Origin of the sequence: Pseudomonas salomonii (genome assembly GCF_900107155.1) — a bacterium.
GTDB lineage: Bacteria > Pseudomonadota > Gammaproteobacteria > Pseudomonadales > Pseudomonadaceae > Aquipseudomonas > Aquipseudomonas salomonii.
In genome coordinates this window covers 446297-459784 of record NZ_FNOX01000002.1, presented here as the reverse complement: position 1 = coordinate 459784, position 13488 = coordinate 446297, and the positions used below count along the sequence as shown (strand labels likewise).

Here is a 13488-nt window from a genome sequence, read left to right as displayed (position 1 = left end):
AGGTGGCGAACGGTTAGCCACGTGCACAAATGTCGGCCCAACGCTCTTGCGTCAGGTCGCCTGATAGGGTCTGAATCAATGCAACGGCAGGTTGGTCACTTCCCAAACGGTAAGCGGTGTTGGCGGGTAGCAGGACAAGGTGTCCGCGGCGGGCCTGGACGTTTCCCATGCACGCTCCCGACGGCGGCGCTTCTAGTAAATGAGCGCCTTGCGACGCCGGCGCCGGCAACGTCTGAGGGGGAACAGTAAAAAAGTGAGCGTGACATCACCATCCATGATGAGGGCAAACTCATCATGGGCGGCGATGAACCAAGGGGAGTTATGTTGGATCTTTATCACTTCTGTGACGTATTCGATATTTTTGGTAACGGCAACGCGTTCGAAAAAATCTGAACGTTGCGCGACGTCAAAGATATTTGAGAATGCGTAGTGCTCAGGCTTGGCGGAAAATAAGTCCAATGATCCCTTTCTAAAATTGGTCAATGAGCCTGTAACGGTATATGCAGACATAGCTATCCCTTCCCTGTATGAGCTAAAAAATACAATGCTGTTTTTAATAACTTTTTGCAGCGGATCGCTACAGTCCGAGCACACGAGAAAGTACGCTGCGTAAGTGCTCAGGCGAGTACAACGAGAGGTTGCCGTGCCAGGCGATATGAGCATCGGGCCTTACCAAAAGACACGCGTCTTCTCTATCATCAAGCAGAGCCGACCAATCGCCGTACAGGTCTTCCACATCGCGCCCTGGCCCTACCGTTACGCAGCGAACGGCTAGACCAAACACCTCATTGATTTGCCTGGCCTGCTCGACCCAGGCGCCACCTGCAATACCGGTGATTACCGTGAATTGGCCTTTGCCTACCAAATCCAGGGTGGACAGTTGACGGCCGTTTTTATTCACCCACGCGTGTGGCAGTCGACCGCCCGCGCGCAACGAGGGTTGATAGAACAATTCACTGTCCTGGGAAAATACAAAAGGCTCATCTGCATCTTCTACAATCGCATCGGATTGATAGCGAATGTTCAGCTCCACGCCTTGGGTCGCAAATTCGTAGGCTTTCAACTGAATAGCTTTCCTGAGGGCCTTCCTGCGTTGGGCGCCTTCTGGCGTGTCGTGTTCCAACGAGCGAATATTCTGGTTCATCTGCTCCGCGGACAGACCTGTCGTCAGGTCCAGCGCCTGAAAGAGCGCTGCGAAGTCCTCGACGCTTTTATTGGCCCGGCGAATAATCTGCCGCCCGACGGGAATGCGCTCGGTATCGTAGGTTTCAAGCAGTGAAGGTGACGCCGTTCCTGCAAGGACTAGCGATAGTTTCCAGGCCAGGTTGTAGGCGTCCTGAATCGAGGTATTGGAGCCCAGGCCATTCGTCGGTGGATGGCGATGCACCGCGTCACCCAGGCAGAAGACCCGTCCCTGGCTGTAACGCGCCGCATACATCTCATTGACAGTCCAAAGGGAAATCGAAGAAATTTCGACCTCCACCGACGTGTCGCCCACAAACTGATGAACAATGGCAATCGCTTGCTCGTTCGTTAATTCAGGCGCTGGGCCGTTTATGTCATAGCCCCAGACAATCTGCCATTCGTTCCAAGGCCTGACCATCCGTAAAAGGCCCATGCCAATGCCCCCGATATCGACCCCTGGTTGCAGCATCCACCACAGGTAACCGGGACGATGAGCCACATATTGACTCAGGTCTGCTCGCAGAATAATGCTGATACTGCCACTTTTGCCCATCTTGCCTTCCATGGGCAATTGGAGGTCCGCCGCGACTTTGCTATTAGCGCCGTCTGCCCCCAGCAGGTATTTACAGCGAATACTGTATTCGCTTCCGCTCAAGCGGTCCCTGACCTGGACAACTACACCGTCCGGATCCTGCTGATGGCTCAGGTATTGACTATCAAAGCGCACGTGGCTGCCTTGGGAAACTGCCCTGCCTAACAGGATGGGCTCAAGCAAGTGCTGGGGCAGGTCACATTGCTCGCAGGGACTGGCCAGCAGGTAGTCGCTTCGCCGCTTGGGGTCGTTGGCGCCGTAAGGCAAGCGACCAAGTTCCTTGCCGGTCAGACTGTTGCAGAAGACGACGTTACCCATGACCTCCAACGGTGCCGCTTTGGCAATCACGTCTTGATGCACACCCAGGTCCCGAAGCACTTCCAGGGTACGGGTGTTGATGTAGTGAGCCCGAGGCGTATCGGCGAGCCATCGATACTTAGTGATGACTAGGTTGGCGATACCGGCATTGCTCAGGGCCAGTGCGGCGGTCGAACCGGCCGGCCCACTGCCGATGATGATGACATCTGTTTCAAGCATGAAGCGCACTCCTATGCAGTTGTTAAATCCAAAGTCTTTACGCTCATCTTGTTGGCTTGCGGTTTAATCCATGCGCTTCATTGCCGCGAACGACTACTTAGCGGCCTGTTTGGTGGGCAAAAACCCAAGAGGGGTCCATGGCCGATCGCAGCCAGGTATTTTCATTGGACATTGCCTGGACTGCAGACACCCGCTCTATCCTTTCTTCGTAATATCGCGCGAAGGCTTTCTCATAGCGCAGCAGGCCAAACTCGCAAAGGTAACGTGAAAGAACCGCAGCATCTTCAATCGCCATGGCCGCGCCTTGAGCCATATGTGGTCGCATCGGGTGACAGGCATCGCCCAGCAGGGCGACGCGTTGCGCGTGCCAGGTATCGCATGGGGGGCGCTCAAACAGTGGCCATTTTTTCCAATCCGTAGCGGTGTCCAACAGCGCTCGAACGTGCGGATGGAAGTCGTGGAATCGCTCCAGTAACTCGTCACGGCTGCCCTCCTGCCAACCTCTGTCCGCGGGCCAATCAGGTTCGGGAAAACCGGCGACGAAGTAGTAATTCTTGCGGTCATTGTCCAGGTAGTAGGAGATGACAAATCGTTCCCCGTCCCACCATTTGGTAAGGTCGTCCAGTGGTGCGTGAGGCAACTTCGATGCATCAACGATTGCCCTGTAGGCTGCTTGACCAGCAAAGGTGGGCGGGGTGGGATCAAAGAGTGCCGAACGAATCTTGGAAAATACGCCGTCGGCCGCGATGACAAGGCGGGCTCGCTGTTGTGATCCATCTGCAAAGCCGAGCTTGACGTCTTCGCTGCCTTGTTCGATGGAGTTCAGTTGTTTGGCGTAATGAATGCTATCTGGTGCGATGCGCGACACCAGCGCTTCGTGAAAATCCGACCTGAGGATGGTGATATAAGACGCGCCATATTGAACGCTCATATGGCTTGCCAGCGGCAGTTCGAACAGGACGTCCGCAGTGGCTCCGCAGCGGCTGGTAAAACTGGCGGGAGTGAAACCTTTCTCTACCAGTTGATTTTGCAGGTCCAGGTCGTGCAACACGTTCATCAAGTTCGGCGTTAGATGAATACCTGCACCTACAGGGCCGAATGAGGGCGCTTGCTCAAACACACAGGCGTTGAAGCCCTTGGCTTGAAGCAGGGCGGTCATGGCCGCGCCCCCTAAGCCGCAGCCAATAACGGCGATATCCAATGGTTGATCCATGGTGCTTACTCCGTGATGAAATATAACAGCGCGGTGACCGGCAACGCGAAGCCCAGCCAAGAAGCCAATGACCAGCCGCCTTCGGCGAACGCCCAGCCACCCACTGCGGAGCCGGCTGCAGCCCCCATGAAAAAGGTGGTCATGTACAGGCCGTTGAGGCGCGCCCGAAACTCACTGCCCAGCGCGAATATCGTGCGCTGGCCCAGGGTCATGTTGGCCGAAACCCCGAAGTCCAGAACGACAGCCGCAATCACCAGTAAAACCAGAGCGGTAGTGGAACCCTGCGGGGCAATATGGGTAATCAGAAAAGCGGCTGCGACGCAGATCATCGCCGCTGCGGTCGCAGATTTGGTCCGCCCCCGGTCCGCAACTCGGCCGGCAATAGGGGCTGCAATCGCGCCAGCGACACCTGCCAGGGCAAAAAGGCCGATCTCTCCCTGATTCAGGTGAAACACTGATGTCAAGAGCAGTGGCGTGGTTGTCCAGAACAGACTGAAGGCGCCGAACAGGCAAGCGTGATAAATAGCGCGACGGCGAAGCACGGGCGTGGTGCGCAATAGGTGCCACATCGAACCAATCAACGACGCATAACTCATTTTTGCCGCAGGTTCGCGTTTGGGCAGCACGACACTCAATAGCAGCGCGAGTAGCACCATACCGGCAGCGGCAAAGTAGAAGACGTTCGTCCAATCCGATAGTTGGGTAATGAAACTCGCAACAGGACGAGCGAGCATGATCCCCAGCATCAGCCCACTCATTACATTGCCAACCACCCGGCCTCTACTTTCTTCCGGCGCCATGTGCGCGGCATAAGGGACCAGCACTTGCACCGCTACCGTGCCAAGGCCTGTTACCAGGGCCGCCAGCAAAAAGGGCAGTGGTGAGTGTGAAAGGCCGGACACCAGCAGCCCTGATGCAGCAATGAGGATCAACGTGATGGTCAGCTTGCGATTCTCGAACAAGTCGCCCAAAGGGGCGACCAGCAGCAACCCTGCGCCATACCCCAGTTGCGTCAACGTGACGATCAGGCCGGTGCTGGATGCGGGCAGGCCAATAGCGCTGGCAATCGGCCCTGCCAGCGGCTGGGCGTAATAAATATTGGCCGCCAGTAAGCCGCAAGCGGTTGCCAGCAACAACGTCAGCCAAGTTGAAATACCAGGTTTTTCTAAACTGATGGAGGCTGAGCCGTTCATAGCGGATGCATTCCTTTTTGGAAGTTATCACTTCCTAATGTAGCAATAAAAAGACACCCCTGCTGCGCAGTTAGGTGTCGATGGCCAGGATTACCGCTTCGCTAGTACTGGTGTGAAGCGCTGATTTGGATAATAGGTAGTGAATGTTACCAAATCAAGCGGCATTTAGAAAAATGACTTGGCAATTTTTGTGGAGGGATTCAATAAGGGGCTCGAAAGCCCCGATGCTGACGCTCAGGCCAGTGTTTTCATGGCCAAACCGACGGTGGTTTCCATGTCGGAGAGGTCCGGAGAAGTTTTGCCTATCACGCGTAAACCTTGGATTAAACAGAGCATGAATTTGGCGGCTGCAGCACTGTTGACAGTGGCCGCAATCGACCCATCGCTGATGCCTACGTCAATCAGGCGCTGCAACAAAGCCTCACGATCACGCAGCGAGACCAGCGCCATTTCTGCAATTTCAGCGTCGAACGCCCCCAGCTCCACAGTGGTGCTGACGATGAGACAGCCATCACGACCGTCCTCGCCACTTGAAATGGCTGCATAGAAAAGCAAGGCTTGGCGAAGCATCTCACGACCGCACTTGCCGGTGCTGATCGCCTGTCGAAGCTGACTACTACGGGTGCTGGATTGTCGTTTCAACGCACTCAGGAAGACTTCACGTTTGTCCTTGAAAGCTTTATACAAGCTTCCGCAGGTGAGGTTTGTGGCGTCGGAGATATCGACGATGGAGGTTCCGTGAAAGCCGCGCTGGCAGAACAGTTTGGCGGCGTTATCCAGAAACTCGTCCATGTCAAATTCACGTGGACGGCCTTGGCTCCGGGTAGTTTTGATGGTTTTCATCCAATGACTATAGGTAATAGATGTTCCCAAATCAATCTGCGAGGTATTGCCTACGGCCGATCTATCGCATTGATTATAAGGTGGTAGCCTATGATGATGGTGGTTGGCGTCAGGTGAGTTGCCGCTGATGCTTCTTCAAGCGGTAGGTGAATTGAGCACGGCTCAACCCTAGGAGTCTTGCCGCATCCGCCAGATTGCCTGCGTTCTGTTGCAAGGCTTCGTTGATCAGGCGAGATTTCAGACCTTCGATGGAAAAACCCTGGTCCAGTTCGCCAAGGTATACAGTAGTGCCGGGCGGCTCGCGGGCAGGCGCACAGTCTGGTGGTGGCCAAGCTGCCGCGGCCATCCACGCCGTAGGGGCCAGACGGCATCGGCTCGTTGTGAAACAGGTGCACCAGGTCAATGGGTTGGCCTTCGTCATTGGCGATCAGGCCGCGTTCGATCAGGTTTTGCAGTTCGCGCACATTGCCCGCGAAGTCGTAGCGCAGCAAAACTTTCAGGGCGCGCATGGTAACGCCCACCGGCGTTCGCACGTATTCCTGGCAGAAGCGCGTGAGGAACGCGTTGATCAACAGCGGGATGTCGTCCCGGCGGTCGCGCAGCGGGGCAGGGCGATGGGGTAGACATTCAGGCGGTAGAACAGGTCTTCGCGAAACGTACCGTCGGCAACGGATTTGCGTAGATCAAGGTTGGTGGCGGCCACTACTCGCACATCCACCTTGACCCCGCGTACGCCGCCAACCCTTTCGATTTCCCGTTACTGCAAGGCCCGTAGCAACTTGCTTTGCCCGCCCTGGCTCAGGCTGGTGATCTCATCCAGAAACAGTGTGCCGCCTTGGGCACGCTCAAAACGTCCAGGTCGTGAATGGGCCGCGCCGGTATACGCGCCGCGTTCGACGCCGAAAAGTTCAGCCTCAATCAGGTTGTCCGGGATGGCTGCGCAATTGAGGGCCACAAACGGGCTGTCACGCCTGGCGCGCGAACATCTCCTTGGCCTACTCAATCTCACCATCAACTCGAATCAGGCTTCGGCCTTTCTGCCCATCAAGATCAGCGATCCGAGTCAAACATTGGAGGTGAGTTTCTTGTCCACGCCGGTTTCTTCCAACATTGCTGAACGCTCCGACCTGACTGACCCTCGGCTTTACTGGAGGCTGATGAATGCCTGCGTACACTTTGAGTAACTGATCCTACTGGCGCTCAGGCTCATCATCGCAGCCATGTGAGCGATGGCGACGGTAAGGCTATCGGCGGGTCGCAGATCGTCTGCTGGTTTGCTGAAAGAGCCTGTGTCACCTGTACTCACGGACAAGGCGAATCTCGAGGGTACGCAGTGAATAGAGGTTCGAGGTGGAGGATGCCTCGGGCATGCGCTTTCAAGGCCAACGGTTCCAAGGTTCAAGCCAGGTGGCAGATCAGAAACGGCGCCAGTCTCAATTGCTAGCGCTGGATACAATGGCAGTTACGGCAAAAAATACAAAAAAGTGGGCCTGGCGGGGTGCCAGGCGAGGAAGAGAAGAACCACCTTTGGCGAACTTACGCAGTCGACAAACTCCTCGCAAAACGTGTTTTAACTGCATCTCGATTCGCCAACCGACCCTTATCGTGGCCTGGGTCGGAACATGCCGGCACGCATCCGCGCACAAAGGGTGCCCTGTGTTTCCCCGGTGGGCTCCGGGACTGAATGCGATCCGTAGCGGATGACCGCTGATGCCTGGTAGAGGCAACAGCGGTCATCCGCCACCACGATCAGGTCGAGCACAAAGCGGGAATGTAATTCCGCAGAAGAGAAGGCTCCGAACTCAGGGAGTCCGACCGAGCTACCCGGAGCGAATCGGCCTTGGGTCGCCGTTGGCGGTTAACCGCCGACACTGGCGTGGAGCATCGCCCCCGTCACAGACGAGCAGCGCGTGGCCGGCATCTACCGGCGTTCCGTCATGCTCGCCAGTGGGCGCTACGCGATGCTGGATGACGGCATGGGATTTAGTCTGGTGCCTTGGCAGCCAGCGACAGAGAAGAAGCTTGGGTAGCAAATGGCCGCGGCGGTGATGTGTCGTGGGAGATCAGGCGCAACGTAGCGCCTCTATCTGATAACAATGGAGGAAAGACATATCCTACGATTTAACCGCTGCCCCCTTCTTCGCTTCGTCGAGCAACCATTGAGCAAAAGCTTGTATTGGCTTTCTGCCCAATCCGATGGGCTCAGGGAGGATGAGGCAGAAGGTTTTGGAGATGGTTTTCCCCTCCGGCCACGGGGCGATCAGGCTTCCTGACGCAAGTTCGGCTTCAACGTACAGGCGCGGTACTAGCGCAACGCCGAGGCCGGCCAATGCGGCTTCTATCAACATTCCATGGAGATCAAAGCGTGCGCCAATTGCAGGATTGGTCAGCGGGCTTCCCGTCTCCTGGGCGTAGTGTTGCCAAGCTTCAGGGTTCTGTCGTCGGTGAAGGCGCGGTAATTCATCCAGTGCGGTTGTTCGATTGCGTCCTGTCAGAAGTTCAGGATGGCAAACCGGAACCAGCACTTCATGCAAAAGTTCGTGAGTCCGCATTCCCGTCCACGCTGGGTGCTCGAAATGGATGGCAGCATCGAATCCGCTCCCGGCCAGGACGAAGGGTTCCATGCGCTCGGCCAAATGCACAGTAATGTTCGGATGCTTCTGCTGGAATCGTCCCAAGCGAGGAATGAGCCATCGCATCGCGAACGTCGGGATAGTGGCAATGTCCAAGCTTGCGCCATCGTTCGGCTGCCCCATTAAGTACTGACTGTCCCGATCCAAGCGGTCAAGCGATTCGCGAACTTGGACCGCGTAACGCTCTCCGTTAGGAAGGAGTCGGACACGATTGCCGACCCGCTCGAACAGGGTGACCCCGAGGAAGGCTTCCAGCCTGCCAATCTGGCGACTGATAGCTCCTTCAGTCAAAGACAGTTCCTCTGCCGCGCGCGCGAAGCTGCCGTGGCGCGCAGCCACTTCGAATGCCATCAGTGCCGTGCTGCTGGGGATCTTCCTTCGCATGAGCGTTCCTAGCTTAAAACTGGTGATCGGTTTAGCTTGATTTTTTGTCACTGAAGCATACCGAAAAATCGTTTTATACGTCGATTTTCAGGTCATACCATGATGAAACATCAACAGTGAGGACCGAGCGCACAAGCGGTTCGGTAGCGTGATTCCATGATCTATACCGTCGAGTGCAGCTTTGCCGACCCAGCCAGCGAAGCAGAGTGGAATGATTTCTATAGCCTGGAAAAGCTACCCGCGCTTATTTCCGTGAGCGGGTTCCATACTTCGCAGCGCTTCAAGGCGTTTAGCGATGGCTGCCCTGTCTACCTGGCCATGCACTCGATCGACGGTCTGGCTGTGCTTGAGGGCGACGAGTATCGCCAAAAGGGCGGGGGCAACTTCGCACGCTGGCAGCAGCACATCACCGATTGGCACCGCAATCTTTACGGCGGCCTTGAGCGTGCGCCTGCCATCGGTGAAGGCGAGCATCTGATCGTGAGCGCAGTCGGTCCCGAGCCGCTCATCGAGATGGGGCTCACGCCTGAGCAGATGTGGGCCGTCGCATTGGAGAAGTGTCCTGAAAACAGGTGGCTGGCGAAGCTGGATAGCGCCATTAGTCTTGGTGTAGATACCCTTCCGAAGAACGTGCATCTCTATGCCCCGATGACCGTGCAATTGACGAGTGGCAGAGGCGCAGAGCCCCAGACGCAGGTGCAGAACCGACATGCCTAACCTGACGATCTTCATCCAGGCGGACGAGATGCCACCCGACGCAAATCTGGCGGAACTCACCGAACGATGCACTCGACTTTGCACGGACGTCCTTCAGGCGGCGCTGGACAACGTGCATGTCATCTACGTCGCTGCCCGCCAGGGGCGTGGGCATCCTGCTTACGCGGAAATCAAGTACCGCCTCGAACCGTTTAGAACGCCATCGGTCATGGACGATTTCATGGCGCGACTGGATGAGGCAATAAAACGCCATGCGGGGCTAACGGCGCGCATTCGTTGCTTTGGCTATCCAGCCGATACCATCTACGCGCGGAACTGATGACCCGCAAGGAGGGCCGCAATGAACGACATGAAATTTCCGGGCCAGCAGATCGGCGAGTTTTCTATTACGGCCATCAGTGACGGATACCTTTGCGCAAGTCTAGATCTTCTCTCCAATATCGATCCTGCGCAGGCGTCCAAGTTGCAGCAGGACGCAGGTGTAAGCGATCCATTCTCGATCCACATCAACTGTTACCTGGTGCGTGGAATGGGCCGCACGATCCTCATTGATGCGGGGGCTGGTGGTTTCAAGCAGTGGGGCGGCAAGCTAAAGGCGAATCTCGCGCGTGCTGGCGTGCAACCCGCTGACATTGACACCATTCTTCTGACCCATGCACATCCCGACCATGTTGGGGGGTTGCTTGACTCTTCAGGGGAAGCAGCCTTTCCCGATGCAGAGCTAGTCGTCCACCAGCGTGAGGTTTCTTTCTGGGAGGACGATGGCAATCTCAGTCGAGCGAGTGAACGTGCTCGTGGCAACTTCCTGTTTGCTCGGAAGGTGTTCGATCAGTATCGGGAGAAGACGCGCCTGTTTACTGATAGCGAAGTTCTCCCTGGCATTAGTGCGATGCCCCTTCCGGGGCATACCGCAGGACATTCCGGTTATCGTCTCGATTCCAATGGTCGTAGTCTGCTGGTTTGGGGGGATATCGTTCATTTCCCCCAAATTCAGATTGCTCGTCCCGACGTAACCATTGCATTCGACCAAGATCCGCTTCTTTCCGCCGAAACACGATCCAAACTATTGAATGTTGTTAGCTCGGATAAGATTCTTATCGCTGGTATGCACCTTGGCGAACTCGGTTTTGCACATGTCGAGCGGCTAGGCAAAACCTACAAAATTTCCTACGAAACTTACCGGCTGTTCGAGATGCGTCGGCTGCGGCGAATGAGGTCATTGATCCCACGGCGCCTCCTGCCAGCGGTCGAACAGAAAATCGCTGAACGCCGTCAGCCGGCGCGGCACTGGTTCGCGCCGCGCCCGCACGATGCTGATCTTCGAGGGTGTGGCTTCCCATTCAGGCAACACGCGCACCAGCCTCCCGTCGCGTAGTTCCTCGTGAATGTCCCAGGTCTCGCGCAGCGAGATGCCCAGCCCGGCCACGCACCACGCATGTAGCACGTCGCCGTTGTCGCTGCACAGCGTACCGCTGACCGCGACAGGCGTCTCCCGGCGGCCCTTGCGCAGCGGCCAGGTGCTTTGCAGCAGGCCCGGATAGGCGAACACCAGGCAGTTGTGCCGTTCCAGTTCTTCCGGCTGCGCGGGACTGCCATGCGCTTTCAGGTAGGCGGGAGACGCTGCCAGAATGCGCCGGTTTTCGGCCACGCGCCGCGCCACCAGGCGCGAATCGGCCAACTCGCCCATGCGGATCGCCAGGTCGAGGTCGCCGCAATACAGATCCTGCACTTGATCGGACAGGCGCAGGTCGAAACCGACCCTGGGATGCAGGCGGCAGAAATCGTGGATAGCCGGGGCCACGAACTTGCGCCCGAACGGCGTGGGCGCGGTCAGGCGGATAGTGCCGCTCAGTTCCTGGCTGCCGCCGGTCGCCAGTTCCTGCACTTCTTCCAGCACAGCCAGGGCCACCTGTGCGCGCTCGGCGATGGCGCGGCCTTCGCTGGTGATGCGCAAGTTACGGGTGTTGCGCTCGAACAGCGTGGTGCCCAACGCTTGTTCCAGCCGGGCGATCTGCTTGCTGACCGTCTTAGGCGCGAGGTGCAGGTCGCGTGCGGCGGCGGAAAAACTGTGGCGCTCCACAACATGCACGAACACCGCTAGGTCATCAAGATTGCGCAGGGCCATTTGGGTCATTCCGGGGAAAGTGTTTGTCTATTTTGGTCATTTAAACGATATACCGGATTCACCAGAATGAGGATACCAACTTCCCACGCTGCAACACGCATGCCTCCGTTGGAGGTGTCCGGTGGTGTGCTCGATTCGCTGCAGGGGCTTCTGATGACCCAACGTATTCTTTTCGTCCTGGCCAGCCACGAGCGCAACGGGCCGGCCGGCGCCGCCGATACCGCGCCCAGCGGTTTCTATCTGTCCGAGGTCACGCATCCGCATCGGGTGCTGGCAGACGCCGGTCATGCGGTCGATTTCGTCAGCCCCAAGGGCGGCAAGACGCACGTCGATGGACTCGATTTGGACGATCCGATCAATGCCGCGTTCTGGAACGATGCGACGCTAAGAAGCGCCACCGAGAACACCATGGCACCCACGCAGGTCGATCCCGATGCCTACGCCGCGATCTTCTACGCCGGCGGCCACGCGACGATGTGGGAGTTCCCGGACAACGCCGAACTGGCGGCCATTGCGGCGTTCATCTACGAGCGTGGCGGCGTGGTCGCGGCGGTGTGCCACGGGCCGGCTGGGCTGGTAAACCTCAAGTTGTCCGATGGCGGCTATCTGGTAACGGGTAAGGACGTGTCGGCCTTCACCAACGAGGAGGAGCGTGCGGTCGGCCTGTACGACACGGTGCCCTTCCTGCTGGCCGATGCTTGGCAGGAGCGTGGCGCCCGGCATGTGCCTGCGGCGAATTTCCAGGCGCAGGTAGTGACGAGCGAGCGCCTGGTGACGGGGCAGAACCCGGCCTCGGCCTCGGCCAAGGGCGTCGCGGAAGCGATGCTGCCCTTATTAGCGGTGATAGCCGAGAAGCGAGCCTGAACCATGAATCCACGTATGCCTTTCGTCATCTACGTCTTCGCGCTTTGCGCGTTCGCCCTGGGCTTTACCGAGTTCGTCACCATCGGCCTGGTGTCCACTATTTCCGCTGATCTGCATGCCAGCGTCAGCCAGGTTGGCGCGGCGGTTACGGCCTACGCGCTGGGTGCGGTGATTGGTGCACCAGGCCTGACCGCGCTGGCAACCCGCTGGCCGCGCAAGCGGCTGCTGCTGGTGGCGATGGGTCTGTTCACGTTGGGCAACGCTGTAGTCAGTCTATCCGATGCACTGACACCCATGTTGCTGGCCCGCTTCGCCGCCGGCCTGGGACATGGGGTATTTCTCGCCGTAGCATCCAGCGTGGCAACCCAATTGGCGGGCCGACATCGCGCCGGTGCGGCGGTGGCCGTGGTGTTCGGCGGCCTGACGCTGGCACTGGCGCTGGGCGTACCGCTCGGCACCTACCTGGGCAGCGTGTGGAGCTGGCAGGTCATCTTCATGGCAGTGGCCGCAAGTGGTGCCATTGGATTCGTCGGCTTGCTAGCCCTGATGCCGACAGATCGCAACGATGCCTCGGCGCAGGCCAATGCGATGGATGGCCTGAAAGCCATGTTCAATCAGCGTCTGCTGGCCGGAGCCGGTATCACCGTCTTGGCGTATGCGGGGTCCTTCGCGCTCTACACCTACATTTCGCCGATCCTGCTGCAAGTGACGAACGTGAGTGAAAGCATGGCGAGCCTTTTGATGCTGGGCTACGGCGTGATGGCCGCCATTGGCAATGTGTGGGGCGGGCGGCTGACCGACCGCAAGGGTGCCGACTTTGCGGTGATGACTGTGCTCGTCGGCCTGGCCGTCGTGCTGTTGGCGATATGGGCATCGGCACCATCGTTGCCGTTGATGGTGTTGCTGACGGGCCTGCTGGGTGCGCTGACCTATGCGGCGGTGCCGGCCTTGCAGGCGCGGGTGATCGGGTTGTCGCACATCCACGCGCCGCAGGCGCCAGCGGTGGCGGCTGGGCTGAACATCGCCGGCTTCAATGGCGGCATCGCGTTGGGTTCGCTGCTAGGCGGGGCCAGCCTGGAAGCGATGGGTCTGACCAGCACGGCCTGGGTCGGTGCGGTTGCCGTGGGCCTGGGGATCGTCTGGATGCTCTGGCAGATGCGGCGTCCAACGTTCCTGGGCGCAAGAACTCATAGATAGGTGAA

The 13488-nt window shown here is 58.0% G+C and carries 11 protein-coding genes and 3 pseudogenes; 6 read left to right on the top strand and 8 right to left on the bottom strand.

Annotation, left to right across the window (positions count from 1 at the left end; all coding sequences use genetic code 11):
• Window positions 1-192: 192 nt before the first annotated feature.
• The 6 genes and pseudogenes from BLV67_RS33110 to BLV67_RS06095 all read right to left on the bottom strand — a co-directional run.
• Window positions 193-510 (bottom strand): cupin domain-containing protein, encoded by a 318-nt coding sequence (locus BLV67_RS33110; protein ID WP_208604489.1) that lies wholly within the window; start codon window positions 508-510, stop codon window positions 193-195.
• A 67-nt stretch (window positions 511-577) separates the two neighbouring features.
• Window positions 578-2314: an FAD-dependent oxidoreductase gene (locus tag BLV67_RS06115; RefSeq protein ID WP_069787749.1), complete on the bottom strand. Its 1737-nt coding sequence runs from the start codon at window positions 2312-2314 to the stop codon at window positions 578-580.
• 97 nt (window positions 2315-2411) lie between these two features.
• Window positions 2412-3527: an FAD-dependent monooxygenase gene (locus tag BLV67_RS06110; RefSeq protein WP_069787748.1), complete on the bottom strand. Its 1116-nt coding sequence runs from the start codon at window positions 3525-3527 to the stop codon at window positions 2412-2414.
• A 5-nt stretch (window positions 3528-3532) separates the two neighbouring features.
• On the bottom strand, window positions 3533-4720 hold the full coding sequence (locus BLV67_RS06105; RefSeq protein ID WP_069787747.1) for an MFS transporter: 1188 nt from the start codon (window positions 4718-4720) through the stop codon (window positions 3533-3535).
• A gap of 234 nt (window positions 4721-4954) precedes the next feature.
• Window positions 4955-5512, bottom strand: coding sequence for a TetR/AcrR family transcriptional regulator (locus BLV67_RS06100; RefSeq protein ID WP_208604488.1), 558 nt, complete (start codon window positions 5510-5512; stop codon window positions 4955-4957).
• 160 nt (window positions 5513-5672) lie between these two features.
• Window positions 5673-6536 (bottom strand): annotated as a pseudogene (locus BLV67_RS06095) (sigma 54-interacting transcriptional regulator); the annotation flags it as partial.
• 885 nt (window positions 6537-7421) lie between these two features.
• Between BLV67_RS06095 and BLV67_RS33535 the strand changes: the two are divergent.
• Window positions 7422-7688: pseudogene (locus tag BLV67_RS33535) on the top strand (DUF3363 domain-containing protein); the annotation flags it as partial.
• Here BLV67_RS33535 and BLV67_RS06085 read toward each other — a convergent pair.
• Window positions 7678-8580, bottom strand: a complete 903-nt coding sequence (locus BLV67_RS06085) for a LysR substrate-binding domain-containing protein (RefSeq protein ID WP_069787745.1) — start codon at window positions 8578-8580, stop codon at window positions 7678-7680. The pseudogene BLV67_RS33535 and the gene BLV67_RS06085 overlap by 11 nt on opposite strands.
• A 156-nt stretch (window positions 8581-8736) precedes the next feature.
• Here BLV67_RS06085 and BLV67_RS06080 point away from each other — a divergent pair, with 156 nt between their 5' ends.
• The 3 genes and pseudogenes from BLV67_RS06080 to BLV67_RS33260 all read left to right on the top strand — a co-directional run.
• Entirely contained in the window at window positions 8737-9297 is a 561-nt protein-coding gene (locus BLV67_RS06080) for a sugar ABC transporter (RefSeq protein WP_069787744.1), read from the top strand.
• Window positions 9290-9616: a hypothetical protein gene (locus BLV67_RS06075; protein ID WP_069787743.1), complete on the top strand. Its 327-nt coding sequence runs from the start codon at window positions 9290-9292 to the stop codon at window positions 9614-9616. Before BLV67_RS06080 ends, BLV67_RS06075 begins: the two co-directional genes overlap by 8 nt.
• 21 nt (window positions 9617-9637) lie before the next feature.
• Window positions 9638-10360 (top strand): annotated as a pseudogene (locus BLV67_RS33260) (MBL fold metallo-hydrolase); the annotation flags it as partial.
• A gap of 153 nt (window positions 10361-10513) precedes the next feature.
• Here the strand turns inward: BLV67_RS33260 and BLV67_RS06065 are convergent.
• Window positions 10514-11431, bottom strand: coding sequence for a LysR family transcriptional regulator (locus tag BLV67_RS06065; protein WP_069787741.1), 918 nt, complete (start codon window positions 11429-11431; stop codon window positions 10514-10516).
• A 144-nt stretch (window positions 11432-11575) separates the two neighbouring features.
• Here BLV67_RS06065 and BLV67_RS06060 point away from each other — a divergent pair, with 144 nt between their 5' ends.
• Both BLV67_RS06060 and BLV67_RS06055 read left to right on the top strand, forming a co-directional pair.
• A complete protein-coding gene (locus tag BLV67_RS06060; RefSeq protein ID WP_069787900.1) occupies window positions 11576-12286 on the top strand; it encodes a type 1 glutamine amidotransferase domain-containing protein in 711 nt (236 codons plus the stop codon).
• Window positions 12287-12289: 3 nt separating this feature from the next.
• On the top strand, window positions 12290-13483 hold the full coding sequence (locus BLV67_RS06055; RefSeq protein ID WP_069787740.1) for an MFS transporter: 1194 nt from the start codon (window positions 12290-12292) through the stop codon (window positions 13481-13483).
• The last annotated feature ends 5 nt before the right edge of the window (window positions 13484-13488 follow it).

Excerpts from the sequence above, each read along its gene's own strand:
- BLV67_RS33110 (WP_208604489.1), bottom strand. The coding sequence starts at position 510 with ATGTCTGCATATACCGTTACAGGCTCATTGACCAATTTTAGAAAGGGA.
- BLV67_RS06065 (WP_069787741.1), bottom strand. The coding sequence starts at position 11,431 with ATGACCCAAATGGCCCTGCGCAATCTTGATGACCTAGCGGTGTTCGTG.
- BLV67_RS06075 (WP_069787743.1), top strand. The coding sequence starts at position 9,290 with ATGCCTAACCTGACGATCTTCATCCAGGCGGACGAGATGCCACCCGAC.
- BLV67_RS06085 (WP_069787745.1), bottom strand. The coding sequence starts at position 8,580 with ATGCGAAGGAAGATCCCCAGCAGCACGGCACTGATGGCATTCGAAGTG.
- BLV67_RS06080 (WP_069787744.1), top strand. The coding sequence starts at position 8,737 with ATGATCTATACCGTCGAGTGCAGCTTTGCCGACCCAGCCAGCGAAGCA.
- BLV67_RS06060 (WP_069787900.1), top strand. The coding sequence starts at position 11,576 with ATGACCCAACGTATTCTTTTCGTCCTGGCCAGCCACGAGCGCAACGGG.
- BLV67_RS06100 (WP_208604488.1), bottom strand. The coding sequence starts at position 5,512 with ATGGACGAGTTTCTGGATAACGCCGCCAAACTGTTCTGCCAGCGCGGC.
- BLV67_RS06110 (WP_069787748.1), bottom strand. The coding sequence starts at position 3,527 with ATGGATCAACCATTGGATATCGCCGTTATTGGCTGCGGCTTAGGGGGC.
- BLV67_RS06055 (WP_069787740.1), top strand. The coding sequence starts at position 12,290 with ATGAATCCACGTATGCCTTTCGTCATCTACGTCTTCGCGCTTTGCGCG.
- BLV67_RS06105 (WP_069787747.1), bottom strand. The coding sequence starts at position 4,720 with ATGAACGGCTCAGCCTCCATCAGTTTAGAAAAACCTGGTATTTCAACT.
- BLV67_RS06115 (WP_069787749.1), bottom strand. The coding sequence starts at position 2,314 with ATGCTTGAAACAGATGTCATCATCATCGGCAGTGGGCCGGCCGGTTCG.